At 60.6% G+C, this 26556-nt stretch carries 24 protein-coding genes; 8 read left to right on the forward strand and 16 right to left on the reverse strand.

The features are described 5' to 3' along the window. Positions 1-18: 18 nt before the first annotated feature. Genes PSUM_RS17780 through PSUM_RS17815 form a run of 8 tightly spaced genes read right to left on the reverse strand, consistent with a single transcriptional unit; the run spans position 19 to position 13686 of the window. A complete protein-coding gene (locus PSUM_RS17780; RefSeq protein WP_020799393.1) occupies positions 19-1563 on the reverse strand; it encodes an SUMF1/EgtB/PvdO family nonheme iron enzyme in 1545 nt (514 codons plus the stop codon). Continuing rightward, entirely contained in the window at positions 1553-2776 is a 1224-nt protein-coding gene (locus tag PSUM_RS17785; protein ID WP_083349904.1) for an ABC transporter permease, read from the reverse strand. The genes PSUM_RS17780 and PSUM_RS17785 overlap by 11 nt, the downstream gene beginning before the upstream one ends. Continuing rightward, positions 2760-3461, reverse strand: coding sequence for an ABC transporter ATP-binding protein (locus PSUM_RS17790; protein WP_020799391.1), 702 nt, complete (start codon positions 3459-3461; stop codon positions 2760-2762). The genes PSUM_RS17785 and PSUM_RS17790 overlap by 17 nt, the downstream gene beginning before the upstream one ends. A 10-nt stretch (positions 3462-3471) precedes the next feature. Then, positions 3472-5451 (reverse strand): vWA domain-containing protein, encoded by a 1980-nt coding sequence (locus PSUM_RS17795; RefSeq protein WP_083350199.1) that lies wholly within the window; start codon positions 5449-5451, stop codon positions 3472-3474. A gap of 11 nt (positions 5452-5462) precedes the next feature. Then, the gene (locus tag PSUM_RS17800) at positions 5463-6491 is read right to left on the reverse strand and encodes a hypothetical protein (RefSeq protein ID WP_083349903.1); all 1029 of its coding nucleotides are present in this window, start codon (positions 6489-6491) and stop codon (positions 5463-5465) included. A 3-nt stretch (positions 6492-6494) separates the two neighbouring features. Beyond that, positions 6495-9206 (reverse strand): putative virulence factor, encoded by a 2712-nt coding sequence (locus PSUM_RS17805; protein WP_083349902.1) that lies wholly within the window; start codon positions 9204-9206, stop codon positions 6495-6497. Next, positions 9203-12268: a virulence factor SrfB gene (locus PSUM_RS17810; protein ID WP_020799387.1), complete on the reverse strand. Its 3066-nt coding sequence runs from the start codon at positions 12266-12268 to the stop codon at positions 9203-9205. Before PSUM_RS17810 ends, PSUM_RS17805 begins: the two co-directional genes overlap by 4 nt. A gap of 17 nt (positions 12269-12285) precedes the next feature. Continuing rightward, a complete protein-coding gene (locus PSUM_RS17815) occupies positions 12286-13686 on the reverse strand; it encodes an SrfA family protein (protein WP_033039472.1) in 1401 nt (466 codons plus the stop codon). A gap of 266 nt (positions 13687-13952) precedes the next feature. On the opposite strand from PSUM_RS17815, the gene PSUM_RS17820 reads away from it, so the two are divergent. Further along, complete coding sequence (locus tag PSUM_RS17820) at positions 13953-15164, forward strand: aldose 1-epimerase family protein (protein ID WP_020799385.1); 1212 nt, start codon at positions 13953-13955, stop codon at positions 15162-15164. A gap of 6 nt (positions 15165-15170) precedes the next feature. Here PSUM_RS17820 and PSUM_RS17825 read toward each other — a convergent pair whose 3' ends face one another. Further along, positions 15171-16664 (reverse strand): YifB family Mg chelatase-like AAA ATPase, encoded by a 1494-nt coding sequence (locus tag PSUM_RS17825; protein ID WP_083349901.1) that lies wholly within the window; start codon positions 16662-16664, stop codon positions 15171-15173. 199 nt (positions 16665-16863) lie between these two features. Then, complete coding sequence (locus tag PSUM_RS17830; protein ID WP_020799348.1) at positions 16864-17130, reverse strand: accessory factor UbiK family protein; 267 nt, start codon at positions 17128-17130, stop codon at positions 16864-16866. Between the two features lie 421 nt (positions 17131-17551). Here PSUM_RS17830 and glnK point away from each other — a divergent pair, with 421 nt between their 5' ends. From glnK to sutA, 4 genes are all read left to right on the forward strand, one after another. Further along, a complete protein-coding gene (gene glnK / locus PSUM_RS17835) occupies positions 17552-17890 on the forward strand; it encodes a P-II family nitrogen regulator (RefSeq protein ID WP_002555808.1) in 339 nt (112 codons plus the stop codon). A 35-nt stretch (positions 17891-17925) separates the two neighbouring features. Next, positions 17926-19263, forward strand: coding sequence for an ammonium transporter (locus PSUM_RS17840; RefSeq protein ID WP_020799347.1), 1338 nt, complete (start codon positions 17926-17928; stop codon positions 19261-19263). 216 nt (positions 19264-19479) lie between these two features. Further along, positions 19480-19905 carry a secondary thiamine-phosphate synthase enzyme YjbQ gene (locus tag PSUM_RS17845; protein WP_033039357.1) on the forward strand — a complete coding sequence of 142 codons (426 nt, stop codon included), beginning with the start codon at positions 19480-19482 and terminating at the stop codon, positions 19903-19905. Positions 19906-20006: 101 nt separating this feature from the next. Next, entirely contained in the window at positions 20007-20330 is a 324-nt protein-coding gene (gene sutA, locus PSUM_RS17850) for a transcriptional regulator SutA (RefSeq protein ID WP_007980816.1), read from the forward strand. A gap of 186 nt (positions 20331-20516) precedes the next feature. Here the strand turns inward: sutA and PSUM_RS17855 are convergent, their stop codons facing one another. The 6 genes from PSUM_RS17855 to lptM are packed head-to-tail and all read right to left on the reverse strand — an operon-like array spanning position 20517 to position 25127. Next, a complete protein-coding gene (locus PSUM_RS17855; RefSeq protein ID WP_033039360.1) occupies positions 20517-21224 on the reverse strand; it encodes an HAD family hydrolase in 708 nt (235 codons plus the stop codon). Continuing rightward, on the reverse strand, positions 21221-22120 hold the full coding sequence (xerC, locus tag PSUM_RS17860; protein WP_033039362.1) for a tyrosine recombinase XerC: 900 nt from the start codon (positions 22118-22120) through the stop codon (positions 21221-21223). Before xerC ends, PSUM_RS17855 begins: the two co-directional genes overlap by 4 nt. 2 nt (positions 22121-22122) lie before the next feature. Further along, entirely contained in the window at positions 22123-22848 is a 726-nt protein-coding gene (locus tag PSUM_RS17865; RefSeq protein WP_083349900.1) for a DUF484 family protein, read from the reverse strand. A 13-nt stretch (positions 22849-22861) separates the two neighbouring features. Then, positions 22862-23692 (reverse strand): diaminopimelate epimerase, encoded by an 831-nt coding sequence (dapF, locus tag PSUM_RS17870; protein ID WP_020799342.1) that lies wholly within the window; start codon positions 23690-23692, stop codon positions 22862-22864. A gap of 4 nt (positions 23693-23696) precedes the next feature. Beyond that, on the reverse strand, positions 23697-24944 hold the full coding sequence (gene lysA / locus PSUM_RS17875) for a diaminopimelate decarboxylase (RefSeq protein WP_033039364.1): 1248 nt from the start codon (positions 24942-24944) through the stop codon (positions 23697-23699). 9 nt (positions 24945-24953) lie between these two features. Then, positions 24954-25127, reverse strand: a complete 174-nt coding sequence (lptM, locus tag PSUM_RS17880; protein ID WP_020799340.1) for an LPS translocon maturation chaperone LptM — start codon at positions 25125-25127, stop codon at positions 24954-24956. 294 nt (positions 25128-25421) lie between these two features. Here lptM and cyaY point away from each other — a divergent pair, with 294 nt between their 5' ends. The 3 genes from cyaY (at position 25422) to rnk (ending at position 26550) form a co-directional block, all read left to right on the forward strand. Then, positions 25422-25754, forward strand: coding sequence for an iron donor protein CyaY (gene cyaY / locus PSUM_RS17885; protein WP_020799338.1), 333 nt, complete (start codon positions 25422-25424; stop codon positions 25752-25754). Positions 25755-25758: 4 nt separating this feature from the next. Further along, positions 25759-25986, forward strand: a complete 228-nt coding sequence (locus PSUM_RS17890; RefSeq protein ID WP_081648183.1) for a DUF1289 domain-containing protein — start codon at positions 25759-25761, stop codon at positions 25984-25986. Positions 25987-26139: 153 nt separating this feature from the next. Then, on the forward strand, positions 26140-26550 hold the full coding sequence (gene rnk, locus PSUM_RS17900; protein WP_020799336.1) for a nucleoside diphosphate kinase regulator: 411 nt from the start codon (positions 26140-26142) through the stop codon (positions 26548-26550). Positions 26551-26556: the final 6 nt, after the last annotated feature.

Raw genomic sequence — 26556 nt, forward strand, 5'->3', positions numbered from 1 at the left:
AACGGTGTTGACGCATTGTTATTGAGTGACGGTTTTGCAGCTGTTCAACCAGGCTGCAGTGTCGATTTTCTGCTTTTGCAGGAACGCTTTCTGATTGGCCCAGTGCGTGCGCAAGTAAGGTTTCAGGTCTTGCAACTGCTTGTTGCGGGTGATGATTTCTTCCATCACCGGGACTTGCGTTTCAAGCAGTGGCTGGCCGTACAAGGTAGCCGATTCCACCAGGCTGCTGGCGTAGTAACGGCTGAGTTTGTGCAGGCGATCCTTTTGCTCCTCGAGCTTGCCTTTACGCATGTCGCAACTGGTGTCTTTGTCCGCGCCTTCGCAGTTGAGCTTGTAGTTCTTTTGCAGGAAGTCCACGTACTGGCCGTCGTCGAGCATCTTGGTGCACAGGAACGCACCCAGGTTGAGGCTGGCGCGGATCGCCTGGTCGCGGGTTTCTTCCTGCTGCTGGTTGCTAGCGCGCAGCTGGTTCTCCAGGGCCTGGAGCTTTTCCTTGAGCGCTTTGTCTTCGACGCCCGAGGCGAGGCTGTTCAGCGATTGCACGGTGCCTTTGTCGGCGGATTCGGCTTCGTTGCTTCCGGTGCCGAGTTTCTTCCAGCTGCTTTCGATGCTGGCGACCCGTTCGCGAGAGGTGAGGGTCGGGGAGACCAACACCAGTCGCAGGCCGGTGGTCTTGTTTTTCACCTGGCCCTCGGCATTGTAATACGGTTCTTCCTTACGTAATGCAGTATGCAGGTCGGCCTGCGCGGTCAGGTAGTTTCCGCCACGGACGACGTAGCCGCCGGCCTGGCCGTGCTGGCGGTCGAGCTTGTTCAGGCGAAACGGCTCGAACATCATTTCGTCGACGTTACCGAGCATGTCATGCAGGCCCAGCGGGTTGGGCTTTTGCAGGCCGGTCAATTGCACTTTGCCGTTGGACGATTGCGCCCCGGCGAACCACTCGTAGGCGTTGATGCCTTCTGGCATCGGGTAGTGCGTGTCGCGGAATTCAGCAGCGCCGACTTCCAGCCCGCCGCGCGCGGCGAACTCCCATTCGACCTCGGTTGGCAGGCGCAGGAACCCTTGGGCGCCGTCTTCCTTGGGCAGCTTGCCAGCGGCGTTTTTGCGTAGCCACAGGTTGTACTTGTCGGCGGCCTCGATGGCTTGCACCCAGCTCACCGCCGTTTGCGGCAAGCGCATCTTGGTGGCAGCGGTGGGGCAGGTTGCTTCGGTCAGCGCGGCGTATTGCAACTGACTCATCTCGTACTTGGCCATCAGGTAGTAGCGGGACTTGTCGCTCTTGGCGCCGGTAAAACTGCCGGCGATAAAGGTCGGGCGGGTCTGCTCGACATAGCCGTATTCCGCACCGTCCTGACCGATGTTGATCGGATAGTCGTCGAGCGGGCCGGCGACCGGGATGAACACCTTGCGGAACACCATCGAGCCTTCGCAGGGCATCGGCAGCACGACGTCGCCAGCCTCGGGCATCGGGTTGTAATACTTCTCTTCCCAGCCCGCCGCCGAGGCGTCGAGCAAGTAGCCGAGGCTCAGGGGTAACAGCAAGCCAAAACGTTTATAGCTCACGCAGACTCTCCGCAGGTTGGATGTTGATGGCTCTCAGGGCGCCGATCATGGCCACCAAGGCAGCGACCAGGAAGGTCAGGAGCAGGGCGGCGACGCCATGCCAGACAGTGATGTGGCAAACGAAGGTGCCGGTGGCTTGGCTGCTGCCGAGCAGGTAGTCGAACAAATGACTGCCCACCGCATAACATCCCAGCCCGCCCACGTAGCCAGCCAGACCCAGCACCAGCGCTTGCAGGACCACGAAGCCGCCGACAGACCTGCGCTTGAAACCCAGCAGGCGCAGGACCGCCAGGCTTTTGCGTTTGCGATCGATGTTGGCCAGGAACGCGCCAACCATGGACGCCACGCAGCCGATCAGCGCCGCCATGGCGATCACCCCGAAGATCAACCCCAGCACATGGTTGATGGCTTTGACGTTGTCGATGTCGGCCAGTCGGCTCGACGTTTCGATGTGTTGTTCGTTGAGCCAGCGTTCCAGCGGCGCGACCTGATCGATGTCGCGCGCATAAACGCGGGCGCGGGCATACAGCGGCTGTAGATTATCCTGAGGCTTGCCGGTGGTAACGCCAAATTCACTGACCTGATAACCGTCGCGAAAACGCTCCAGATCCAGCAATAGCGGCGGGGCGACAAACCCGGCAGCGCGACCGAAGCGGGCGCCGTCGAGCACGGCCAGTACCGTCAGCGTCATCTCGCCGCGTTCATTGACACCTTCCAGGCGGCGTAAGGCGCGCAGCTGCACGCTGTCACCGGCCTTGGCCTGCAAGCGCTGCGCTGCGCTGGCGCTGAGGATCACCTGATTGCCGACGGGGTTGAGGGATGCCAGGTTCAGCTGAGGGTCGCCGGGCTCAGTGGCGATGATTTCCGCACCTTCGACAAAGCGTTGCATGCCGATCAGCAGGTCCGCCTGGGTATTGAGCGAGCGGGTTTGGCCGAGGGCAAAACCGGTCTCGGGGCGCTGGCGCAAACGCTCGATCCAGGCCGAGTCGTAGTTGCCGTTGCTGAGCATCTTCACTTCAAGGTTGCGCGGGTCGCGCAGCAGTTCGTCCTGCAGCTGGCTGACCACCCCGTGTTTGAGCCCGAACAGCAGCAACAACGGCGCGATCACCGCCACCAGGGACGCGGCGATACACAGCGAGACCTTGCGGTCGTGCCAGAGGTCTTGCAGTGCCAGCGAGCCCAGCAGGCGCAAGCGATCAGTCCATCGGTTCAAACAGAGTCTCTCCCTGGTGGCTGATAGCGCCGAGTCGCGGCAAGCCGAAATTTTTCAGCAAGGCCCAGTCATGGGATACCACGAGTGCACTCAGGCCCATGCTCGACACCAGGCTCAGGAGCAACTCGAACAAACGTCGGGCACTGTGAGGGTCGAGCGCGGCGGTCGGCTCGTCGGCCAACAGCAGCAGCGGTTCATGGGCAATCGCCCGAACGCAGGCAACGCGCTGGCGTTCGCCAATCGACAAGGCTTGAGGTTGTTTATCCAGCAACCCTTGCAGGCGCAACACGTCAACGGCGTGGTCGATGTGATCGCTCTTCACCGGCATCCCGAGCAAACGGCGCGGCAGGCTGATGTTGTCGCGCACGCTCAGGAACGGCAGCAAGCCGCCGCTCTGCAAAATGAATCCCAAGTGCCGTGAACGCACCGCGGCTAGAGCAGGCTGATCGTCAGTGGCCAGCAGTTGGGCGATATCCTGGGCGTGCGTCGGGCCCAGCCGGAAGCGCTCGAGCTCCACCGGCGCGAGCAACAGGCCGATGGCTTCGAGCAATGTACTTTTGCCGCTCCCGCTCTCGCCGGTGATGGCGAGGATTTCCCCGGCGCCGACCTGCAAGTGCGGCAGTCGCACATGATGAGCCTGTGCGCCTTCACCACGGCGCACCAGCAGGTTCTTGATATCGAGCATGGACGTCTCGTCAGGGCATCATTTCCAGTGGCACGGGGTAGACGTTGTCCCGCGCATCGCTGTCTTTGGCTAAAGCGACCCAACGGTCGACATCGGCGTTGTAACGCTGGTAATGCCGCAGTTTGGTGTTCAGCGTGCGGATGAATTTTTCCTGGGCCAGGCCATCCCAACTCTTCCAGGTTTCTTCATCGAGGTTCAGCACTTCGCTTTGATAGGGCAGGTCTTCGAGGTATTCACCGAGGACGCCCATGTCCGCCAGTTTGGCATTGTTGTTCTGCTTGAGCTGATTGGGATCGGCGCCCATGGTCGCCGCCACCGAACGCAGGCGATTGAACATGTCCGTCGGCGAAATCAGGCCTTCGTTGGCGGCATCGAGAATCTGCTTCATCACATCACTCAAGTCGCTGAGCTGTGACTTGGTCAGCAGCACCCGCACGTCGGTGGTCGGGATGTTCTGCTTGATCAGGTCGCGGTCGGTGATCCATGCCTTGAACACTGGCGGGGCTTTGCTGTTGGTCTTCTCGCCGAGATAGGCCAGTTGCATGGCGTGGCCGATCAGCGCTGCGTCTTCGAGCATTTTTTTCTCGCCCGGGTCCTGCTTGGCGTTCGCCGCGCTGCCGATGGCGTCTTCGCCCATGTAGGCGGCTTTCACTTGTGTAGTGATCGCGCCGGCCAGGGCGTCGACCTTGCGCCCGAACTCTTGTACATCGCCAGCGTTCACTGGGTAGTACAGCGAAGTGTTGGTGCCCGGGTAGGTCGACAGGTTTTTGTATTGCGCCTCGGCCTTGGCATGGTCCTTGGCTCCCGCCGGGGTTTTCAGGTGCAGGGTGTAAATCGCCACGCCCGGGTTGGCGGCTTCCATACGCACCTGCGCAGCACTCAAGCCGGTCTTCGACAGCTTGTCGTCGCCTTCGATGGCGCCCGCATCGGTGATCAGCACCACGTAGCGTGCGCCGAACTGGTTCCAGTCGACCTTGTCGATGCTCTCCATGACGCCGGCAAACGAGTCTTCATCGAAGCTGCTACTCGACACGGTGGCCTGCTTGAGGTCTGCAATCTTGGCGAAAAAGTCGGCACTGTCTTTCACCTTGGTAGGGTCGGCGTACATCTTGGTGGTGTATTCCAGCCCCGGTACCGCCTGGGTGTTGGAGCGGAAAGCCACCAGGCCGAACTTGACCTGCTTGCCGAGGTTCTGCGCTTCGATCTTCTGGTAAACCTTGCGGATCGCCTCGCGGGTGCGGTCGATGTAGGGGTCCATCGAGATCGTCGAGTCGATGACAAATACCACGGCCGCACTGAATTCCTTCAGTTGGTTGGCTTTTTTCTCTTCGGCTTCCTTGCTGCCGGCAGCGCTGCTTGCAGCACCGCCCTTGGCGTTTTTGTCATCCGGCTTGCTGACGGAGGCGACGTTGAGCAGGCGCGTGCGAAAACCGCTTTCGGTCATGACTTCTTCGCCACTGAGCACCGGCAGCAGGTAAAACTGCTTTTGCAGGTCGACGAAGTATTCAGGTTCTTCAGCCAGTACGCCCGGGGCCTGCTGGCCCTTTTTCAGCGTGGCACGCAGCGGCGCAACTTTGCTGACCGGGTCCGGCGCATCAAGGATGCCTTCGACGGTGGCGCGGTCCTTGAAGAACAGCAGCCGGTCGCGGTTGGCCGAGTTGGTGAAGGCCAACGTCAGCTGCATCTTCCAGTCGGTGGTGCAGCTGGCAGGCAGCCAGCCAATGGTTTTGCCATAACTGTCGGGGCCGACTTTCAGCCATTCGGCATTGTTTGCCTGGGCGCGCTCGTACACATAGAAGCGGCTGAAGACCGGTTGTGCTTCACCTTCGGCACCGCCCGCCGTCGAGCTGATTTTGCAGCCCGGTGTGGTCAGCACGCGTTGGAACAGGGTCTTTTTACCGGTCTGGATCAGCGGTTTGTCATCGGCCTGGGACAGCGGGCTGATGCACAGAGCGAGCAAGGCGGCACCGCTCAGCAGGAGTCGACTCATGGGTGAACGCATCACTTCTGCAACTCCTCGAAACGCTGCTTGGCTTCGGCGTTGTTCGGGTCCTGGGTGAGGATGGTTTCATACCAGTAGGCGGCGGTGGCGTTGTCCGCGGCCGGGAAGCACTCGCTGGCCTTCAGGTATTTAGGGTCGTATTCGCGGGCATAGGCGTTGGCGATCAGCACGTCACCGGCCTGGGCACGGTTGGCGTACAGGCGCTGGGCGACGCCGCAATGTTTACTGTCCTTGGCCTGGTTGATGATCTCCAGCAACCTGGCACTGTCCGGCGCCGCCTTGATGCAGGTCTGGACGAAGGTAAGCTCGGGCAGGCTGTTCATGCTGTCGAGGGTGCAGGCTTGAGCATTGGCGCCAGCAGGTGCGGCGGCAGTGGCTGCAACCGCAGGCGCTGGGGTGCGTTTGTAGAACCAGAATCCGGCGCCCGCCGCCAGCAGCAACACTACAATCAACAGGCCGATCAGGCCTTTATTGCTTTTCTTCACCGGTGCGGGAGGCGGCGTATAGGCGCGCTCGGTGAGTACCGATTCCAACTCCATTTCTGGCTCGGCGGTGGACAGGGTCAGTTCAGGCAGATCCGGGATCTCCGGGATCTCCGGTGCCGGTGCCGGTGCGCTGGGCGCCGTCAATTCGACAGCGCCGTAAGTCGAGCGTGTCTGGCCGCCGGCCGTGGACGGCAACAAACCGACGCCTGGCCGAACCACGCCTTTGTCGGCGTGGCCTTGGCCCTGTTCACGCAATTCGATCTGGAATTGCGAGTTGGCGCCGCCTTCCAGCAGCGGGTCAACCACGTCTGGTCCGACCTGGGTTTCCAACGCTTCGCCGTTGGCCATGAGGTTGAAACGCGAGACCTTGAACCAGAATGGATTGTTGCTCCAGGCCTTGTGGTCCTGAAGGTAAAAACCGTCCTGGTTGCGCTGAATGGAAAACTCCAGCTGTTGCTCGTCACCCTGCCATTTCTTCACAGTGAGGCGGGCCTGGCCAGGCACATTGGGCTCTAACGCGAGCAGGTCGACACGAATTGGCATTGCTTATCTCGCTGCGAAGGCTTTGAGCACTTGGCCCAGCCGTTCGTTCTGTTCAGGGGTGATTTCACGTCCGGCACCATGGCCGGCATTGTCCTGCGTGATGTAGGCCAGGCCCGAAAGCCAGTCGCCCAGGTACCGTTGCGCCTGATTCGCCGGTTGCGCCGGCAGTACGGGCACTTGTCCCGGGCCAATGTCGGTGTAGAAAGAAAACAGGGGCTCCTTGGCACCGGCGCGGCTGTTCGGACGCTCGCTCACCGGTTTCTGGAGGTAGCCGAACCAAGACACGAAATCGCGCAGCACGCGCTGCACTTCCAGCACCTGGCGCTCGACCAGTTGATCACGCCGCGCGCCACTTTGTGCGCGCTTGAGGACGGCGCGGCTCAGTTGCCCCGGCAAGTCCTGGCGATAGCCGGCGGTGATCAGTTCATCGACCACCGCTTCCAGCAAGGCCTTTTCCAGCCCCAGCAGGTTGAGCAGGCTTTGCCGGGTGGTCAGTTCACGCAGGTGCGCGATCCAGGCCTTGAACGCCGCTTTGGCGAAACGGTGCTCATTGCTTTGCAGTTCGGGTGCCGGGGTGGCAGTTTTACTGCTGACTGGCGCGTCATGGCCCGGGTCGTCACTGAAATCGAAATTGAAACCGGCGTCGTTGCCGTAGAGGCTCTGGCTCGGTGTCGGGGTGACCGGCTCGTCGTTCACGACCGGCTCATCATCGGTTTCGTACACACCGCTGAGGTACAGGTCGCGCACCTCTTCGCTCGGTATGTCGAGTTGATCGATCAATTCGCCAAGTACCGCGGGGCGACGGCCCAGGCCCGTCAGAATCATTTGCGCCTTGGCTTTCTTGGCGGCTGCGGCGCCGTCGTCGTCAGCGTGGTACCAGGTGCTCAGTCCGTGAGTGGTCAGGCCTTCGAGGCATTCGCTCAATTGCTCGCGGATACGCTGCAGTTTAAATTCGATATTGGCCACGCCCTTGAAACTGCTGCTGAAGTGGCTGATGCCACCGTCGTCGTTGCGCAGCATTTCTGTCCAGGCGTTGACCGGGTTCTTGATGTGTTTGCACACCAGCGCGTTGCTGGCGAAGCTGGTGCCCAGCGCGCTGACACGTTCCTGATAGATGGCATTGAGGCCGGTTTCCGCACCCGTCGCGTCTTGCCCGATGAACGCCGCATCCATACGCGGTTTGCGCACCAGGTAGGTGTTCTGGAACGGTGTGCCGGCCCAGTCGTTCATCCAGCTCAGGCTGCCGAAACGCTCCAGCATGGTCAGTTTGACCATGCCGTTCCAGCTCTCATCGTACTGATCGGGTGTCAGGCTCAGGGAGTTGGTAATGCGCAGGTCGAGCATGGTCAGCGCCCAGATCAGGCCAGTATCGCGCTTGCTGCGAGCAGCCGAGTCGGCGCCTTGGGTTTTTTCGATCCAGCGGGTCAGCACCGGGCCCACGTCGTTGACGTCGCTCTGCTTGGTCGAACTGGTGCAGACCACCAGTGCGTTCATTTCCTGGTTGTCGGTGTAGCGTTCGAACAGGTAGGCGACCTTGCCGCGCAGGATCAGCTGGGAAACGGAATTGTCCTTGGCGCTGGATTGCGGGTCGTTGGAATCGGCGATCTCGTGCAGTTTCTGGCGCCCGCGATAACCGGGGAAATCCAGCAGGTCGACCTGATTGACGATGTCATCTACCGGCGCCTCGATCAGACGGAAGGTCATTTCGGCGGTCAGTGCCGCCAGTTGCGCGACCGCAATTGCCTGACTGTTTTGCAGGCGATCGCCAACAAGCGGCCGAACCTCGATCGGCAAGTCCAGCGGGCTGCCGAAGCGTTCGAGGATGTCGACGTTCATGATGCTGTCGCGCTGGCTGTAGGTGTCGTTGTCGAAACTCACCAAGGCCTTCAACGGTGCGAACACAGTCTCGGGCAGACCCAGCTTGTGCAGCGCGCCGGCCAGTTTCTGGTACACGCGTGTCAACTCGCTTTGCTCACCCCAGAGGATCGAAAACAGCTCGGCCCGCTCCTGGAAATTCAGCCGTGGCGCCAGCTGCAACGCTTTGGGCCAGTACAGGTGCTCAAGCTTCTTCACCGAGTTGCGAAAATTGTCGCGCAGGTAATCCCACAGCGACACCAGATCGTCGGCGTTGACGCCCGTTTGCAGCGGCCCGGTTTCGCGGCCTTCGAACGGTTTGAGCACGCGCTGGATGCGCTCTTCGTCGATCTCGTAGGAAATCCGCTCAAGGTCGAAATCCTTGAACCAGGCGTTGGCGAGAATCTTCGCCAGCTCGATTTCCTTGAACAACGTAAGTTCTACCGGGAAGTCCTTGTCCTGGCTTGCCGTCGCCCGACGGCTGAAGCGCGTGACCAGGCCGGTGGCTTCCTTGCCTCCACCCACCGGGTTGATGTGTTTGATGAAGTCCAGGCGATGGTCGCCGAACTCGGTTTCCAGCTTGCCGTTCTGACCGGCGGCGAGGGCCGAAATCAGGTAGGACTTGCCGGCCTGGGACAAGCCGAAAAAGCCAATGGTCATCGGCGTGCAGGCCACGCGACCGAGGCTTTGAGCCAGGTTGCGGGCGCGGTGCAGGCGGATGTTCAGGTTGTCGGCTTCGCTGTCCAGGCGTGGCGCATTGCCGCGCGTCTGTTCAATCCAGTCCAGCGCTTGACCGGCGCCTTCATAAACAGCGGCCCAACTGGCAGAGAGCTGAGTTTGATCGGGGGTCAGGTCATTCATTTGCGTTTCACACTTCCACTGTCGAGCCAGTACTTGGTCTCGCTCAGGCCGGCGTCGAGCATGGTGTTGAGTTCCAGCTCGAGGTCGCTGCGCGGGTTGAAGTTGACGTTGTTACTGTTGGATTCGATGTCGCGAACCGAGAGGCGATCGCTGACCAGATCCTGCTTGCGCGTGTATTTGTCCGCCGGTTTGACCTCGAACCGCACCTTGAGCAGCGGGGCGCTGCCGTTTTCACCGGTTGCCCGGGAAAACTTCTCCCGACCCGCCTTGGTGAACCGCAAGGTGTACAACGGCGAAGCGGCCCAGCGTTCGGTGGCCAACTGGCGAAAACCGAGGCGCAGGTCGCCGCGCATTTCCAGCTGCGGTGTGTCGACGGCGTCGCCAACGCCAATTTCAGGTAGCTTGATTTTGTAGTCTTCGGACTGGATGTCGCGGTACAGCACGTCGGCATCCTTGATCACGTTGTTCAGATCGATGACGCCGATGTGCTTGACCGTCGAATATGGCTTGAGCGCCGATGCCCGGAAGTAGAAGTTCGGCACGCTGTGGTTGGCGCACAACAGGCAGAGCATGGCGCCGACCGAGGCGGTGCTTTTCGGGTCGTCGATCCGGCCGTTCTTGTGAAACGGATACCAGCCGCCGGTGCGGTAGTTTTGCAGCGCCAGAATGCGCCCCGGTGGCAGCGGCAACAGCTTGCGAATGAACGCCTGGATGCCGGGCAGGCGCGAAGGGCGGCCGGTCAGCAGCAAGACGTCACAGGGGTAATGCGCGACCACTTCACACAGTGCACCCAGGATCTTGGTGATGTTGATCTGGTCATTGAGGAACGCGGCATGGAGCTTTTGCAGGTCGAAGCTGATCGGCGCGTCATACAGGTCGAAACTGCTCTGGGCGCCGACATCGCGACGCACGGCGACATTCACGTAGTCGAGCACGGTCTGGCTGATGGCATTGTCACCGAGCAATTGGCGGTAGCTTTGCGGGATGACTTCTTGCGGGACCTGCGGATCGTAATGCTCATACGCCTTGAGCAGCGCCAGGCCCAGCGGGACGAACACCTGGAGGTTCAATTGCTGACGCAGGATCATGTCCTGGGCACTGACCGATTCATCGCCGCACAGCCGTGACATCAATGAGTTCGGTGCCTTCACGCCGGCGTTCTGCAAGGCTTTTTCGAAACTCGGCAGGATGAAGTCCTGGATCACGTCCAGCAGGATGTCGTCGCCGGCCACTTTGAAGCCATCGCGAAAACGCTGTTCCGGCACGATGTGCACGTTGCTGCCGCTGCCGGTATTGCCCGCGCGGTCGAGGCGGTAGTCGGTGATCACCAGGTCGGTGGTGCCACCGCCGATGTCGATGGTCGCGAGGGTGATGCGTTGACGGTCGACCTTGTCCGGCCGGGCGATGGTGTCAAAAAACTCTTCCGGGTGACCGGCGAAGTTCTCGTTGACCTCGGTGTACAGGTACACCAACTGGCCGCAGGACGCTTCGTCCCATTCCACGCGGATACTCGGGATCGGCGTGCGCGGACTGACAGCCTGATCCAGATGTGGATCTTCCTCGCCGGCATGCCAGCCGAGGCTTTTCCACACCAGGCCGATGGCTTGCAGCATGCGTTCGTTGAGGATACTGCGCTCGGCCTGCGGCATGCCCGGCGGCACGGTCAGGGTAATGCTGTTGAGCTGGCGCGGCACACGGGTGTGACCCTGGCGCGAACGCTGGGCCGGGCTGTTGATTTGCGACAGCGCCTGGGCCAGTACTTCGGCGAGCATGAAGGTCATTAGCGAGCTGCGTGAGTAACGCGGCATGAACACCGGCAGACGATCGTCTTCTTCGAGGCTGTAAAGCGCCTCGCCGGTTTCGTTGATCAGGTGCGAGAACGGCGCGGCGGTGGCGTACGGCTCATTGTCGGTCTTTATGTACGAGCAGTTGAAACGCCAGCCGTGGCCATAGGCGTGTTCGTCCCACAGATAGCGTTTCGGGCTGGACAGGCCCGTGGAGCCTTCGGTGCCGCGACGACGACTGGCCAGGCGACTGGCCTCATTGCCGACACGGGCAATCGTCGCCCATTGGAACGCATCGTGGCGACCGCTCTTGACCGAGCAGTGGTCCTTGCCGAAGTACGCCTGGGAGAACTCCACGCGGCTTTCAAACGGCAGGTTATAGGTGTGTTCGGGGGTGATCAGGTCACGCAGTTCCAGCACGTAGTTCTGCTTCAGTCCGGAGCCGGCCTGACCGTGGTTTTCGATCAGGATGCCGCAGGTACGCGAGTTGCCGACGTCCAGCACCAGGTCTACCGGTATCGGTTTGACCAGGCCATTGCTGTCGTTGGCGACCACTTTCAGCTCGGGGATTTCAACTTTCGCCCGGGCCTTCGACTCCTGGGCGGCTGACGGTTTGCTCAACAGGCTGAGCAAGTTGAGGTAGTGCGCCAGGTGATGGTTGGCGCGGATATCGATGTCCAGCTCTGCGCGCGAACGGTGGGCATTGCCCTCATTGAACACTTCCAGCAACCACTCGTTGACCCACGGTTGCGCCAGGAACCAGCGGGTTTCGCTAGCCTTGGTCGCCAGTTTGAAAGACACGCCGGAGCTGATGTCTTCATCGTTCGGCGCCAGATAGGCAGTGCCGTCACGCTTGGGCATCACACGGCTGTCGAACGCCATCGTCAGGCGGTGGGTATTACCGTCGATGTCGGGAGTCGCCAATTTCACCAAGCGCATGCGCGACCAGTTGGTCGGACCTTCGTCGAAGCGATGCGGCGGCATGAAGCGGAAAAACGGAATCGGCAGCCAGATGCCGTCGAGCAAATCGAGGCTGCTTTTCATGTCGACGCTGAACGCAGGCTTGGCTTTTTCGACCTTTTCCGGTTCGGGTTCGTAGAAAAAGAAGTCTTTCTCTTCGTTGTACGCCAGGCGGCAGATCAGCCCGCTGATCATCGGTGCGAACTCGCCCGCCGGTTCCTTGCGGGGATCCAGGCGCAGGGCGAAATCCATGAACTGGATGCCGGTGTCGCTGACCAGCGTGACGGTGTCTTCGAATTGAGTGACTTCAGGCAACATGTCGAGTTATTCCGTTTTTATTCGGCCACTTGCCGCATGGACATGGGGAATTGTTCTTTTCCGTAACCGCCGGTGCAGTCCGCGATCGAGGTCGCCCCTTTGCTGCAGCTGACCTTGGGCATGTCGTAAGTGCTGCCATCGCCGCAAACGGCCTGGCCCTGGCTGTCGATGGCCAGGCTGCCACCCTTCATAGTAGCGCTCACTGGCCCGCTGCATTTCGAACCGTCGGCCTGGTGCACGGTGACTTGGCCCTTGCCGTCCTTGAGCTGGTACTCCAGACGCAGCGGCTTGCCGGTTCTGCGGTCCTGTATCCCGGCGCCTGCGCTGTACTGGCCATCGAGAAACTTGGCGGCACCATCGGCGGCGTCTGGCGGGATGCTGAGGGGAGGGCCGGGTTTGGCGGCGGCGGGTTTTTCTGCCTCGGGCGATGTGACATCCGGCGGTGCGGTTTTGTTTTCGGGTGTCGCGGTTTTGTTTTCGGTTGCCGGATCTTTGGCTGGGTCGGCCGCTGCTGCATCAGCCTCGGTGCCTTTGGCCAGGTCGGCCGCCGCTGCATCAGCCTCGGTGCCTTCGACTGGCGGCGCCTCTACGTCATGGGTTCCGGTCACGGCGGTACCGATGCCGGTTCCAGTGCTGGAGCCTATAACGGTGCCTGTCACCGGGACGCCATTGACCGTCGTGACATTGCCGGTCTTTGGCGGCTCTTCCGGCTGTTTTTCTACTGGCACAACGCTATCTGGCAGCAAGTCTACCGCCACCAACGGAATCGGAACGCACCCTCGCAGGCCGAGCAACAGCCACAACAGCAGGAGCAACAGCGGCAGCAACAGCCACCACCACCAGCGACGCCACCATGGACGAGCAACCACCGGCATGACGGGCGCGACAACAGGCGGTTCGACCTCGGGTGGCAGCGTGAACGCGGGTGGGACCTGATAGAGGCAGTGCAGGGGATCGCTATTGCCCGTACCGGCATGCTCGAAACCCCAGAAGGTCAGCACCGGTTTGCCTTGCACCAGGTAGACGAAGTTTTCGTCCGGGAAATGAATCACGCGCTTGAGTAGCTTACCGAACACGGCTTTGTCGCCTTGCGGCTGTTCGGCGGAGTCCGTACCCAGGAAACGCTGGCTCAATTCTTCGAGCGCGTTTTTCAAGGCTTCAAGCTGGCGGCGGGCAGGGGCGCGTTCTTCTTCGGTCGCACTGCTCCACGGAATCACGTCGCCGTCGAGGGCGCTGTACCAGTCGATCCGGTTGCCGAGTTCATCGCTTTGAGGGATGGCCAGATGATCTACCAACTCGGGGTTCTTGCGGCGAATGGCTTCGCGCAATTGCAGGGCTGCCCGGTAGACCGGTTGACCTGTTTCGCCGAGGGCAGTGAATGACCCGCTCTTACCGCTGCGTAATAGTGCCCCGCGCATTCAAACTCCATACGATCCGTTGCGCAAAAATGACAGACAGATGTGTCTGTACGTGCTCCTGCATTTGGCGGGCGGCCTTAATGCCATGATGATATCACCGCCAGTCTGCCGGAGGTTTAAACCTTATGAGACTAACGTAAGCGTGCGGAGGTTGCATAAGGTCAATATTAATTGACTTGGGAAGGCTCGGGCGTGGGCTTTTTAAGCTTGCTGAATCGTTTCATCAGCGCTATAAAAAATGCACAACTCCAAGAAAGGCTTCCCCCATGACCTCGCTCAAACTCCTCGTTGTCCTTGGCGCGCTGTCCGCCTCCCACGCCATGGCCTGGGATTACGTCCTGCTCGACAGCGATAAAGCTGCGCAAAACTGGCAGATCACCAGCCAGCAACTCGGTGTGAAAACCGACCAACCCTTCTCCGTGACTCTTCGTACCCTGCACGGCGGTCGGCAAGAGGGCGTCAGCATCGTCGAGATCGATAACGGCAGGATGAAACTCTCCGTGGTGCCGACTCGCGGGATGAACGTGTTGCAGGCGTCGGTCGGTAGTGTGCGCATGGGCTGGGATTCGCCGGTCAAGGAAGTGGTCAATCCGTCCTTCATCGAACTCAATGGCCGCGGCGGTCTGGGCTGGCTGGAAGGTTTCAATGAGCTGGTCACCCGCTGCGGCTACGAATGGGTTGGCCACCCCGGCGTCGACAACGGCGAACTGCTGACCCTGCACGGTCGGGCCGCGAATATTCCTGCGAGCACAGTCACCCTGCACATCGATGAAAAACCACCGTACGCCATCACCTTGCGCGGTGAACTGAAAGAGCAGGCGTTCAAGAAAGTCGACTTCTCCGTGGCGACTGAGCTGGTCACCGAGCCCGGCAGCGTAACGTTCGCTCTCAACGACACCCTGACCAACAACGGTGACTATCCGAAGGAATATCAGGCGCTGTATCACAGCAACTTCAGCACGCCGTTCCTGGAACAGGGCGCCCGCTTCGTCGCGCCGGTGAAACAGGTCTCACCGTTCAACGATAAAGCCAAAGGCGATTTGTCGGACTGGCAAACCTATCGCGCACCGACCAAGGACTACGACGAGACGGTTTACAACGTGGTGCCGTATGCCGATGCCCAGGGCGATACGTTGACCGTGCTGCATGACAAGGCCGGTAGCCTTGGAGTTTCGGTCGGCTTCAACACTCAGACACTGCCCGTGTTCTCCCTGTGGAAAAACACCGACACCCAAGGCCAGGGCTATGTCTCGGGGCTGGAGCCGGGAACAAGTTTTTCCTACAACCGCCGTTATCAGCGGCCACTGAACCTGGTGCCGACCATTGCGCCGAAGGAACACAAGCAGTTCCGCATCAGCTACAGCTTGTTGGCGGATAAGGCGGCTGTGGATAAGGCCTTGAAGCAGGTGGGCGAGATTCAGGCGGGGCGGGAAACTGAGGTGCGGCAGACGCCGTTGGTTGATCTAACCAAAGGGTGATGCCGGCTAGAGCGTTGTCGGCCGATATTGCAGCGCCTCGGCCAAATGTTCGCGTCCGATTCCCTCGGCTTGTTCAAGGTCCGCCAGCGTGCGCGCAACTTTGAGCAGCCGGTGCGCTGAACGCAGGGAGAGGTTTAGTCGTTCACAAGCGGTTTCCAGCCAGTTTTCATCGACTGTGGATAACTTGCAGTGCTTACGCAGCGCCGGTAGATCGAGAAAGGCATTGGCACAGCCCTGACGCTTCTGCTGGCGCTCGCGTGCCTCGGCCACTATCAATGCAGCGCTGGCGCTGTCCTCTCCCGGTTTCACGGGGGGATTCAGCGCCGTGGCCTCCCGTGCGACGGTCAGGTGCAAGTCGATCCGATCCAACAGTGGGCCCGACAGCTTGTTGCGGTAACGTTGCACCATGTCCGGTGTGCAGGAGCAGCGGCCCGTGGGTTCGCCAAGATATCCACAGGGGCACGGATTCATCGCCGCCACCAACTGGAACCGCGCTGGAAACCGCACGCGATCCTTCGCCCGGGAAATCACGATATGCCCGGACTCCAATGGTTCTCTTAAAACTTCCAGCACCCGGCGTTCAAACTCTGGAAGTTCGTCCAGAAACAGGACGCCATGGTGGGCGAGGGTGATCTCGCCCGGCTGCGGTTTCGAGCCGCCACCCACTAGTGCGGGGCCTGAGGCAGAATGGTGGGGTTGGCGAAACGGCCGATGCGGCCAATGGCTCAGCGGTACGCAACTGGTAACGGATTGGATCGCCGCCACCTCCAGGGCTTCGCTTTCGGATAGCGGCGGCAGTAGCCCGGGCAGGCGACTCGCCAACAGCGTTTTTCCGGTTCCAGGCGGCCCGCTGAACAACAGGTTATGAGCGCCTGCGGCAGCAATCAACAGCGCCCGCTTGGCCGCCAGCTGTCCCTGCACTTCATTCAAGTCAGGATAAGGTTTGCTGGCGTAGAGCAAACCATTGGAGACGTAAGGCTCGATCGGTGTATGCCCATTGAAATGCGCGACAGCCTCCAGCAAATGATCCACCGCAATCACTTTCAATCCCGACGCCAGGCACGCTTCCTCGGCATTGGCCCGTGGTACCACCAACGATCGCCCGGCCTTGCGCGCCGCCAAAGCCGCCGGCAATACACCGCGCACAGCCCGGACCGCGCCAGACAATGCCAGCTCACCCAGGCACTCCACATCATCGAGCGTCAACGTCGGCACCTGCACGCTCGCCGAAAGAATCCCCAGCGCAATCGCCAGATCGAAGCGCCCGCCATCCTTGGGCAAATCCGCCGGTGCCAGGTTCAGCGTGATGCGCCGTGGCGGAAACTGCAGCCCCGAATTGATGATCGCACTGCGCACCCGGTCCTTGCTTTCCTTCACCGCCGCCTCGGGCAGGCCGACCATGGTCAATGATGGCAAGCCATTGGCCAGGTGGACTTCAACAGTGACAGCGGGCGCATCCACGCCAATCTGGGCGCGGCTGTGGACGATGGAGAGGGACATGGTCGTTCCTTGAGGTGACGAGAGGCCGCTTCCTGCGGGTTTTTCAAGGGTAGACGTGGGAGAGGGGATTGGTGAAGTGGTTAGGCGGGCAAACTTTCACGGGATATTACGGTGACGCTCCGCGTCGCTTCAGAGGCGGAACGCGGAGCGTCCCTGGAAGCATTCCCACGCAGAGCATGGGAAGGATCAGTTACTTCAGTTATTCAGTTTCCGCTGGTGGGCTCAGCTTCGCTTCCAGCTCCGCCACTTTCGCCTCAAGAGCCTCCAACCGTGCCCGGGTGCGTGCCAACACGACCATCTGGCTATCGAACTCTTCGCGGCTGACCAGATCCAGCTTGCTGAATCCGCTCTGCAACAATGCCTTGAACTGGCTTTCGATTTCGCTTTTCGGCAGTGGAGTGTCGCCGCTGAAGAGGCGGGAGGCGGTGCCTGTCAGGGCGTCGAGGAAGTCTTTGGGCGCGAGCATGGGGGAATGTCCTGGTAGCAATGCCCGGCAGTGTACCACGCAGTGTCTATAGTCAAATTCGCGGGCAAGGGATGCACGCTTTTCGAGCATGGGGACGGACGGTATCGCACCGTTGTTGTGCGTAACGCGTTGGGTGTTGTCGTGAAGTGGTTGCGATCTGTTGGCAAAGGCTTGAAATCAAAGTGTTTTGTGGAGATGGCAAGCTTTCTGCTTAGATGCTGATGACCCATGCACTGATGCAGTCGCTGTGACGAATGCAGTGCGCCAGGCGAGACGCGGGGAGTGTTTCGCAAGGAGCGGTTAGCTGGCGTCGTACGGGCAGGTAAGGCCGACGATGCGTTACAAAGCCAGGCACTGCGCTTAGACTTGAGACGGGTTTGTTTTCCTGGGGCAAGTCCACCAAATTCGGGAGAGAGTTTTCATGAAGCTAGTCACTGCCATCATCAAGCCGTTCAAGTTGGACGACGTGCGCGAGTCGTTGTCCGAGATCGGCGTGCAGGGCATTACCGTTACTGAAGTCAAAGGCTTCGGTCGGCAGAAGGGTCACACCGAGCTGTATCGCGGCGCGGAGTATGTGGTCGATTTCCTGCCAAAGGTGAAGATTGATGTCGCCATTGACGACAAGGATCTCGACCGGGTTATCGAGGCGATAACCAAGGCGGCCAACACCGGCAAGATCGGTGACGGCAAGATCTTCGTGGTCAATCTGGAACAGGCGATTCGCATCCGTACCGGCGAAACCGATACCGACGCAATCTAAGCCGCCACAAACCCAACGCCCCAGGAGAAAACAAAATGACTCTGCGTAAATTCGCAGGGCTAGGAGCCCTGTTGTCCTTCGTAATGCCCAGCCTGGCCTTGGCGGCAGACGAAGTGGCGGCCCCAGTCCTCAACTCCGGCGACACCGCCTGGATGTTGACCTCGACAGCCCTCGTGCTGTTCATGACCATTCCCGGCCTCGCGCTGTTCTACGGCGGCATGGTGCGCTCCAAGAACATTCTGTCGGTGATGATGCAGTGCTTCGCCATTACCGGCCTGATCAGCGTCCTGTGGGTCATTTATGGCTACAGCATTGCGTTCGACACCACTGGCATGGAGCAGGGCGTCGTCAACTTCAACTCCTTCTTCGGTGGCATGGGCAAGGCTTTCCTCGCCGGTGTCACGCCATCCAGCCTGACCGGCCCTGCGGCGCTGTTCCCTGAGGCGGTGTTCATCACCTTCCAGATGACGTTCGCCATCATTACCCCGGCGCTGATCGTCGGTGCCTTCGCCGAGCGCATGAAGTTCTCCGCGATGCTGATCTTCATGGGCATCTGGTTCACCCTGGTGTATGCACCGATCGCGCACATGGTCTGGTCCGGCAACGGCGGCCTGATGTGGGACTGGGGCGTGCTGGACTTCGCTGGCGGCACCGTGGTGCACATCAACGCCGGTGTGGCCGGTCTGATTGCCTGCCTGGTGCTGGGCAAGCGCAAAGGTTTCCCGACCACGCCGATGGCCCCGCACAACCTGGGTTACACCTTGATGGGTGCGGCCATGCTGTGGGTCGGCTGGTTCGGTTTCAACGCCGGTTCCGCTGCGGCGGCCAATGGCACTGCCGGCATGGCGATGCTGGTCACTCAGATCGCGACCGCCGCCGCTGCGCTGGGCTGGATGTTTGCCGAGTGGGTCACCCACGGCAAGCCAAGCGCATTGGGTATCGCTTCGGGTGTCGTGGCCGGTCTGGTTGCGATCACTCCTGCTGCTGGCACCGTGGGCCCGATGGGTGCCCTGGTTATCGGCCTGGCAGCGGGCGTGGTGTGCTTCTTCTGCGCCACTACCCTGAAACGCAAGCTCGGCTATGACGACTCCCTGGACGCCTTTGGCGTGCACGGTATCGGCGGTATTCTCGGCGCGATCCTGACCGGTGTATTCGCTGCACCGTCCCTGGGCGGCTTCGGCACCGTGACCGACATCGCCGCACAAGTATGGATTCAGTGCAAAGGCGTGGGCTTCACGGTGATCTACACCGCCATCGTCACCTTCATCATCCTCAAGGTCCTGGACGCCGTGATGGGCCTGCGGATCACCGAGGAAGAAGAAGCGGTCGGCATCGATCTGGCGCTTCACAACGAACGCGGCTACAACTTGTAAGCACGCGCATGAAAAAATCTTGCCCGGCTTGCCGGGCATTTTTTCGTCTGGAGTTTGTCATTGAAGCAAAGGCTGAAAGGTTTTTTCTTACAGCTTTTACGACGTTTGCGATGCGAGTTTTTGTGCCGCCAATGGCTTACATGATTGAAGGATGATCAGGGCCTTTGTTTTTTCCCTGAGCGCGCTAGAATGCGCCCCGGACGTGCGGAGAACTGTATGTGGCAACAGACTCTGATAACCCTTCGGGCGAGGCCCCGGGGCTTTCATCTGGTAACGGACGAGTTACTCGCTGGCCTGCCTGAACTCAAGGCGTGCCGGGTCGGTCTGTTGCATTTGTGGATACAGCATACCTCGGCGTCGTTGACCATCAACGAGAACGCCGATCCGGCGGTACGTCGCGACTTCGAACGATTTTTCAATCGTCTGATCCCACAAGGAACAGACGGCTATGAGCATAACGACGAAGGCCTGGACGACCTCCCGGCGCATTTCAAGGCCAGTGTGCTTGGCTGTCAGCTCAGTTTGCCGATTTCGGCGGGTCGACTGGCGTTAGGGACCTGGCAAGGCGTTTACCTGGGCGAGCACCGTGATCATGGCGGTGCCCGTAAAGTCCTCGCCACCTTGCACGGTGAAGGGGCATAACCGCTGGTCAGCAGCGGCTGTTGATTTTTTTCCGGCAGCCTTCGACAGAGGGCAAAGCTGGGCTATAACTAATCTGCTTTTCGCAAGTCATGAGGTAGAACATGAGCGACGATGATCTGGAAAACGACGACCTCGAAGTAGGCGACGACGACGAAACCGAAGAAGGTCTGGAAGCAGCGGCGGAAGACGTCGCTGAAGACGACGGCGGTGATGCCCCCGTTCCGACCGCCAAAGGCAAAGCCAAGGCAGCGGTATCGGTCGATGAGCTGCCGAGTGTCGAAGCCAAGAACAAGGAACGTGACGCCCTGGCCAAGGCCATGGAGGAGTTCCTGGCTCGTGGTGGCAAGGTGCAGGAAGTGGAGGCCAATGTGGTCGCCGATCCTCCCAAGAAGCCAGACAACAAGTACGGCAGCCGGCCTATCTGAGCCTGCTACTCGCTTGCTGAAAAAGCCCGCCGTCGCTGCGGGCTTTTTCATGCCTGAAATAAAACTCTGGGCTCAACGAGACCCAATGTGGGAGCGGGCTTGCCCGCGAATGCGGTTTGTCAGTCGACACCTTTATTGACTGTCACGACGCCTTCGCGGGCAAGCCCGCTCCCACAGGTTGCTATGTCAGGCTGAGGTTGCATTCCACCGCGCCAACAACGCTGGCAACTCGGTCAGGCTGCGAATCTCGGCATCCGGCAAACGCTCGTTTTCCCAGACCTTGCCCGCCGGGTTGAACCAGATCGCCCGCAACCCTGCCTGTTGCGCACCGGCGATGTCATCCCCTGGATGATCACCGATATGCACCGCCGTCTCTGCGGTTGCACCACCGCGCTGCAGCGCTTCATGGAACAGGCGCGCATCGGGTTTGGCGACGCCGATGTCTTCGGCACACAACGCAAACTTGAAGTAGTCCGCCAGCCCCAGCCGGCGCACGTCGGCGTTGCCGTTGGTGACCACGCCAAGGGTGTAATGGTTGGCCAGTGCCTGGAGGGTGGGTTGCACCTCCGGGAAGATTTCCAGCTGATGCCGGGCATGCAGGAACACTTCGAAGCTCTGATCGGCCAGGTCCGACGCTTCAGCGTGAGCGTATCCGGCTTCTTCCAATGCGTGAAACAACACGCGCCGGCGCAGGGCGCTGATACGGTGCTTGAGGTTTGGCTCGATGCTCAGGATGCGTTCGCGAATGGCCCACAAATGCTCCACCGGTATCGCTCCAAGGTTGGGCGCATGTTCAGTCAGCCATTCCCGCAATACGGCTTCGGCGCTGACGATCACCGGGGCGGTGTCCCACAGGGTGTCATCGAGGTCGAAAGTGATCAGTTGGAGAGTCATGAATCGTCGCCTTTAATGCGTTTGGCCCGTGGGTGGGCGCTGTCGTAGACGGTTGCCAGGTGCTGGAAATCCAAATGGGTGTAGATCTGGGTGGTCTTGATATCCGAGTGGCCGAGCAGTTCCTGCACCGCCCGCAGGTCCTGGGAGGACTCCAGCAGGTGGCTGGCGAAGGAGTGTCGCAACATGTGTGGGTGCAGGTTTTGCCCCAGTTCGCGTTCGCCCGCCGCCTTGACCCGCAACTGGATCGCCCGCGGCCCCAGGCGCCGGCCTTGCTGGCTGACAAACACCGCATCGTCTGCCGGATTGGCCAAGGCTCGCAGTGGCAGCCACTGTTCCAGCGCCTCGCGAGCTTTTTTGCCCACAGGCAGCAGACGGGTCTTGCTACCCTTGCCGTGCACCTGGACCATGCCGTCCGCCAAATCCAGCTGATCGAGATTGAGCCCGGTCAGCTCCGACAAGCGCAGTCCGGAGGAGTAGAACAGCTCAAGGATCGCCTGATCCCGGCGCGCCAGGAAGTCGTCTTCCACGCCGCCTTCCAGCAGTTGCAGCGCACGATCAGTATCGAGGGTCTTCGGCAAGCGGCGCTCGCCCTTGGGCGGTGCGAGGCCATTGGCCGGATCGTGGTCGCAGAGACCTTCGCGGTTCAGGTAGTGATAAAGCCCGCGTACTGCCGACAGAAGACGCGCCAGGCTGCGCGACGATTGGCCTTGTGAATGCAGGCGGGCGACCAGGCTACGCAGGCGCTGGATGTCCAGGGCCGCCCAACTGGCGATGTTCTGTTTGACGCACCAGTCCAGCACTTTGTCGAGGTCGCGGCGATAGGCCGATAGCGTGTGCGGCGACACCTGCCGCTCACTGCGCAGGTGTTCGCAGTAAGCGTCCAGTTGCCGTTCCATTTTCAGCGTACCGAGCGCAGGGAGCTGTTGAATCGTGGCAGCACGCGGCCCATGACTTCGGCGATGTAGCTCAGGAACAGCGTGCCCACCGAGCTCTTGTAGTGCTGCGGATCACGGCTGGCGATGGCCAGTATGCCGTGGATGCCTTGATGGCTGATGGCAACGACGGCGGTGGAGCCAATCTGCTTGCGCTGTTCTTCGCCGAACAGAAAGTCCAGTTCATGCTCGCGCAGGGTGCCGCTGACGCTCTTTTCTTCCTGCAGCAAACCACCGATGGCCACTTGTGCCTCGGCGTGGGTCACCCAGCGGCCCACCGGCATGGCGTTGTCGCCCAGCAGGATGAGACTGACGAAGGGAACCTGGAAGTCCTGGCGCAGGCTGTCTTCGACGCAGATCACCACGTCTTCGAGGCTCGTCGCGTCGATCAGGGCGAGAATCAGGCGGCGGGTCTTGTCGAACAGGCGGTCATTGTCGCGGGCCACATCCATCAGGTGCGAGAGGCGATGACGCAGTTCTATGTTGCGGTCGCGCAGGATGGTCATCTGCCGCTCCACCAGCGAAACGGTATCACCGCGCCGGTGGGGGATGCGCAAGGATGCAAGCAGGTCTTCGTGCTCGACGAAGAAGTCCGGATGAGCCTCCAGGTACGCGGCAATGGCCGCCGCCTCCAGGCTTTCGGACGGTGATTCGTCGGGCTGTCGGGCGGGTACCTGAGGCTTATCGGTCATGGTTGTGGCTCACTCAAAGACGCACTTGTCCTTCATAAACGCGCACTGCCGGGCCGGTCATCATGACCGGTTGGCCAGGGCCTGCCCATTCAATGGACAAGCGCCCGCCAGGCAGGTCGATCAGTAGTGGCGAATCCATCCACCCCTGGCTGATCGCAGCGACTGCGGCGGCGCAGGCGCCGGTACCGCAGGCCTGGGTTTCACCAGCCCCGCGCTCCCAGACGCGCAACTGCGCACGGCTCCGGTCGATAACCTGGAGAAAACCGACATTGACCCGTGCCGGGAAACGCGGGTGATGCTCGATTTTCGGCCCCAGTTCATGCACCGGTGCGTTGTTGATATCGCTGACCCGCACCACGGCATGGGGGTTGCCCATGGACACGGCGGCCAATTCGACGGGCGTGCCATCGACGTCGACCTGATAGTTCAGGGCCTGTTCTTGCGCCTGGAACGGAATGTCGGCCGGCACCAGGCGTGGAGCGCCCATGTTGACACTGATCTGGCCATCGCTGCGAACATCGAGCTCGATAATGCCGCTTTTGGTTTCGACACGGATCTGCCGTTTTGCGGTCAGGCGCTTATCGAGCACAAAACGGGCGAAACAGCGTGCACCGTTGCCGCACTGTTCCACTTCGGAGCCGTCGGAGTTGAAGATCCGATAGCGGAAGTCAACGTCCGGGTTGCTCGGAGCTTCGACGATCAGCAGTTGGTCGAAACCGATGCCGGTATGCCGGTCGCCCCATTGCTTGGCATGCTTGGGCAGTATATGCGCGTGCTGGCTGACCAGGTCGAGGACCATGAAGTCATTGCCCAGGCCGTGCATCTTGGTAAAACGCAGCAGCATGGTTTTACTCCGGCAGCAGGCTTTCGCCAGCGAACAACTCGGCTACCGTCTCACGGCGACGCACTTCAAATGCCTGATCACCGTCCACCAACACTTCGGCGGCGCGGCCGCGGGTGTTGTAGTTGGAACTCATGACAAACCCATAGGCGCCAGCCGAATGCACGGCCAGCAGGTCACCTTCTTCCAGGGCAAGCTCACGCTCCTTGGCCAGGAAATCGCCGGTCTCGCAGATCGGGCCGACGATGTCGTAGGGACGCGCAGCGGTATTGCGCGGGCGCACGGCGGTGACGTCCATCCAAGCCTGGTAAAGCGCCGGGCGGATCAGGTCGTTCATGGCTGCGTCGACAATGGCGAAATCCTTGTGCTCGGTGTGCTTGAGGTACTCGACCTGGGTCAGCAGCACGCCGGCATTGGCGACGATGAAGCGGCCCGGTTCGAAGACCAGCGACAGGTCGCGACCGTCGAGACGTTCACGCACGGCCTTGATGTAGTCGCCAGCCAATGGCGGCTCTTCATCGCGATAACGCACACCCAGGCCACCACCGAGGTCGATGTGACGCAGGTAGATGCCGCAGTCACCGAGGCGGTCGACCAGGCCCAACAGGCGATCGAGGGCATCGATGAACGGTGGCAGGGTGGTCAGTTGCGAGCCGATATGGCAATCGACGCCTATCACTTCCAGGTTAGGCAGTTGGGCGGCCCGCACGTAGACGTCTTCGGCGTCGGCGATGGCGATGCCGAACTTGTTCTCTTTGAGACCGGTGGAAATGTACGGGTGGGTACCGGCATCGACGTCCGGGTTGACGCGCAGGGAGATCGGCGCACGAACACCGAGCTCGGCGGCCACCACTTGCAGGCGTTCCAGCTCGTCGGTGGATTCGACGTTGAAGCAATGCACGCCGACTTCCAGCGCACGACGCATGTCGTCGCGGGTCTTGCCGACGCCGGAGAACACGATCTTGTCGGCGCTGCCGCCAGCGGCCAGCACACGTTCCAGCTCGCCACGGGAAACGATGTCGAAACCGGCGCCAAGACGCGCCAGGACATTCAGCACACCCAGGTTGGAGTTGGCCTTGACCGCAAAGCAAACCAGGTGAGGCATACCGACCAGGGCATCGGCATAAGCCAGGTATTGGGCTTCGATGTGCGCACGCGAGTAAACGTAGGTCGGTGTACCAAAGCGTTCGGCAATAGCAGACAGTGCAACACCTTCCGCGAACAGTTCACCGTCACGGTAGTTAAAAGCGTCCATGATGTTCCCTTATTGGTAGACGTCGTGCTTGTGCGACTTGGAGGGCTGCTTTTGCGAGGACTTGGCTTGCTCTGCAGGGTCCTGATCTTCATCGGGAAGGTACAGCGGGCCTTTTTGACCGCAGGCCGACACAAGGCAGGCAACCGCGAGGAGCGCAGCAAGGGAAGAGATCAGGCGCTTCATGGCGAAATCCTTGAAAATGCATTAATTGCGCCGGAGTATACCGGCCACCCGGCAGCTTGCCTATGCGACGGGGCTCCCGTCCGGCGGGCCTTGCAAGATGCCAGTCGGTATCATGGAGTCCCTGTGGGAGCGAGCCTGCTCGCGAAAACGGTGGGTCCGGCAGCTATGATGTTGCATGTGCCGACCTCTTCGCGAGCAGGCTCGCTCCCACAATTAGTAATCCTTTGCATTCGGCAAGCAGCGTCCGTATCTTGCGGCGCTTGAGCCTGATCAGACATTTTTGAGGTTGCCGCAATGAGTTTGTCCGAAGCCCGTTTCCACGATCTGGTCGATGCCACCCAGGAAAAACTGGAAGACATCTTTGACGAAAGCGACCTGGATATCGATCTGGAGAGTTCGGCCGGTGTACTGACCGTCAAATTTGAAAACGGAACCGCACTGATTTTCAGTCGCCAGGAGCCCCTGCGCCAGCTGTGGCTGGCAGCTGTGTCCGGCGGCTTCCACTTCGACTACGACGAAGAAAGCGAGCGCTGGATGTGCGACAAGAGCGAAGAGCAGTTGGGCGAGATGCTTGAACGTATCGTCAAGCAGCAGGCTGACGTCGAGCTCGATTTCGAAGGCCTGTAATCTCGTGACCCAGTCCGCGCCTGCTCGCCCTCCCAAGCCGCTTTACAGCAACGTCAGCCCGGCGGTGCCTTCCCCGTGCAGCGGCGTGTGTCGGCTGGACGAGCAGAAGGTCTGTCTCGGGTGTTTCCGTCATGTGGAAGACATACGCGAATGGCGCTCGGCGGATGACGAACGCCGCCGGGTGATCTGCGCCCAGGCCTCGCAACGCAAAACCACCGACACTCCCCGGTAGGGACACACAGCCGTACGCCGGTGGCGGCTTGTATATTTTTTGAGCTGTGATAGTGTCCAGAAACGCCTCAACCCATCGAGGCTTGTGAAAACCCCGCCTTTTTCTGGCGGGGTTTTGCTTTTTTCGTGCAGAAGAAAGGAGTCTGCCCTGATCATGACCGCACCTTCCATCACCCTTACCCGTCTAGACGTTCAGCGTCTGGAGCGTCTGATCGACAGCCTGGATGAATCGCTGCCGGGCGTTATCGCGCTGCAAACCGAACTGGATCGCGCCGATACAGTGGTCGGCCACGATGAAGTGCCCGCCGATGTCGTGACCATGAATTCCCGCGTGCATTGCCGTGAAGAAGGCAGTGGCAAGGACTACCACCTGACGCTTGTGTATCCGAAGGATGCCAACGCCGATGAGGGCAAGATTTCCATTCTGGCGCCAGTCGGCAGCGCGTTGCTGGGCCTGAAAGTCGGCCAGCACATCGACTGGCCAGCACCGGGCGGCAAGACGTTGAAACTGACCCTGCTTGAAGTCGAATCGCAGCCAGCCAATGGCGGCTCCTTCCCCGAGTGACGCCCT

Source organism: Pseudomonas umsongensis (assembly GCF_002236105.1).
Classification (GTDB): Bacteria; Pseudomonadota; Gammaproteobacteria; order Pseudomonadales; family Pseudomonadaceae; genus Aquipseudomonas; species Aquipseudomonas umsongensis.

What these genes read in the sequence shown, in the direction of transcription:
- PSUM_RS17790 (WP_020799391.1), bottom strand. Translation starts at nt 3,461, where the DNA reads ATGCTCGATATCAAGAACCTGCTGGTGCGCCGTGGTGAAGGCGCACAG.
- PSUM_RS17795 (WP_083350199.1), bottom strand. Translation starts at nt 5,451, where the DNA reads ATGAGTCGACTCCTGCTGAGCGGTGCCGCCTTGCTCGCTCTGTGCATC.
- PSUM_RS17800 (WP_083349903.1), bottom strand. Translation starts at nt 6,491, where the DNA reads ATGCCAATTCGTGTCGACCTGCTCGCGTTAGAGCCCAATGTGCCTGGC.
- PSUM_RS17805 (WP_083349902.1), bottom strand. Translation starts at nt 9,206, where the DNA reads ATGAATGACCTGACCCCCGATCAAACTCAGCTCTCTGCCAGTTGGGCC.
- PSUM_RS17810 (WP_020799387.1), bottom strand. Translation starts at nt 12,268, where the DNA reads ATGTTGCCTGAAGTCACTCAATTCGAAGACACCGTCACGCTGGTCAGC.
- PSUM_RS17815 (WP_033039472.1), bottom strand. Translation starts at nt 13,686, where the DNA reads ATGCGCGGGGCACTATTACGCAGCGGTAAGAGCGGGTCATTCACTGCC.
- PSUM_RS17820 (WP_020799385.1), top strand. Translation starts at nt 13,953, where the DNA reads ATGACCTCGCTCAAACTCCTCGTTGTCCTTGGCGCGCTGTCCGCCTCC.
- PSUM_RS17825 (WP_083349901.1), bottom strand. Translation starts at nt 16,664, where the DNA reads ATGTCCCTCTCCATCGTCCACAGCCGCGCCCAGATTGGCGTGGATGCG.
- PSUM_RS17830 (WP_020799348.1), bottom strand. Translation starts at nt 17,130, where the DNA reads ATGCTCGCGCCCAAAGACTTCCTCGACGCCCTGACAGGCACCGCCTCC.
- glnK (WP_002555808.1), top strand. Translation starts at nt 17,552, where the DNA reads ATGAAGCTAGTCACTGCCATCATCAAGCCGTTCAAGTTGGACGACGTG.
- PSUM_RS17840 (WP_020799347.1), top strand. Translation starts at nt 17,926, where the DNA reads ATGACTCTGCGTAAATTCGCAGGGCTAGGAGCCCTGTTGTCCTTCGTA.
- PSUM_RS17845 (WP_033039357.1), top strand. Translation starts at nt 19,480, where the DNA reads ATGTGGCAACAGACTCTGATAACCCTTCGGGCGAGGCCCCGGGGCTTT.
- sutA (WP_007980816.1), top strand. Translation starts at nt 20,007, where the DNA reads ATGAGCGACGATGATCTGGAAAACGACGACCTCGAAGTAGGCGACGAC.
- PSUM_RS17855 (WP_033039360.1), bottom strand. Translation starts at nt 21,224, where the DNA reads ATGACTCTCCAACTGATCACTTTCGACCTCGATGACACCCTGTGGGAC.
- xerC (WP_033039362.1), bottom strand. Translation starts at nt 22,120, where the DNA reads ATGGAACGGCAACTGGACGCTTACTGCGAACACCTGCGCAGTGAGCGG.
- PSUM_RS17865 (WP_083349900.1), bottom strand. Translation starts at nt 22,848, where the DNA reads ATGACCGATAAGCCTCAGGTACCCGCCCGACAGCCCGACGAATCACCG.
- dapF (WP_020799342.1), bottom strand. Translation starts at nt 23,692, where the DNA reads ATGCTGCTGCGTTTTACCAAGATGCACGGCCTGGGCAATGACTTCATG.
- lysA (WP_033039364.1), bottom strand. Translation starts at nt 24,944, where the DNA reads ATGGACGCTTTTAACTACCGTGACGGTGAACTGTTCGCGGAAGGTGTT.
- lptM (WP_020799340.1), bottom strand. Translation starts at nt 25,127, where the DNA reads ATGAAGCGCCTGATCTCTTCCCTTGCTGCGCTCCTCGCGGTTGCCTGC.
- cyaY (WP_020799338.1), top strand. Translation starts at nt 25,422, where the DNA reads ATGAGTTTGTCCGAAGCCCGTTTCCACGATCTGGTCGATGCCACCCAG.
- rnk (WP_020799336.1), top strand. Translation starts at nt 26,140, where the DNA reads ATGACCGCACCTTCCATCACCCTTACCCGTCTAGACGTTCAGCGTCTG.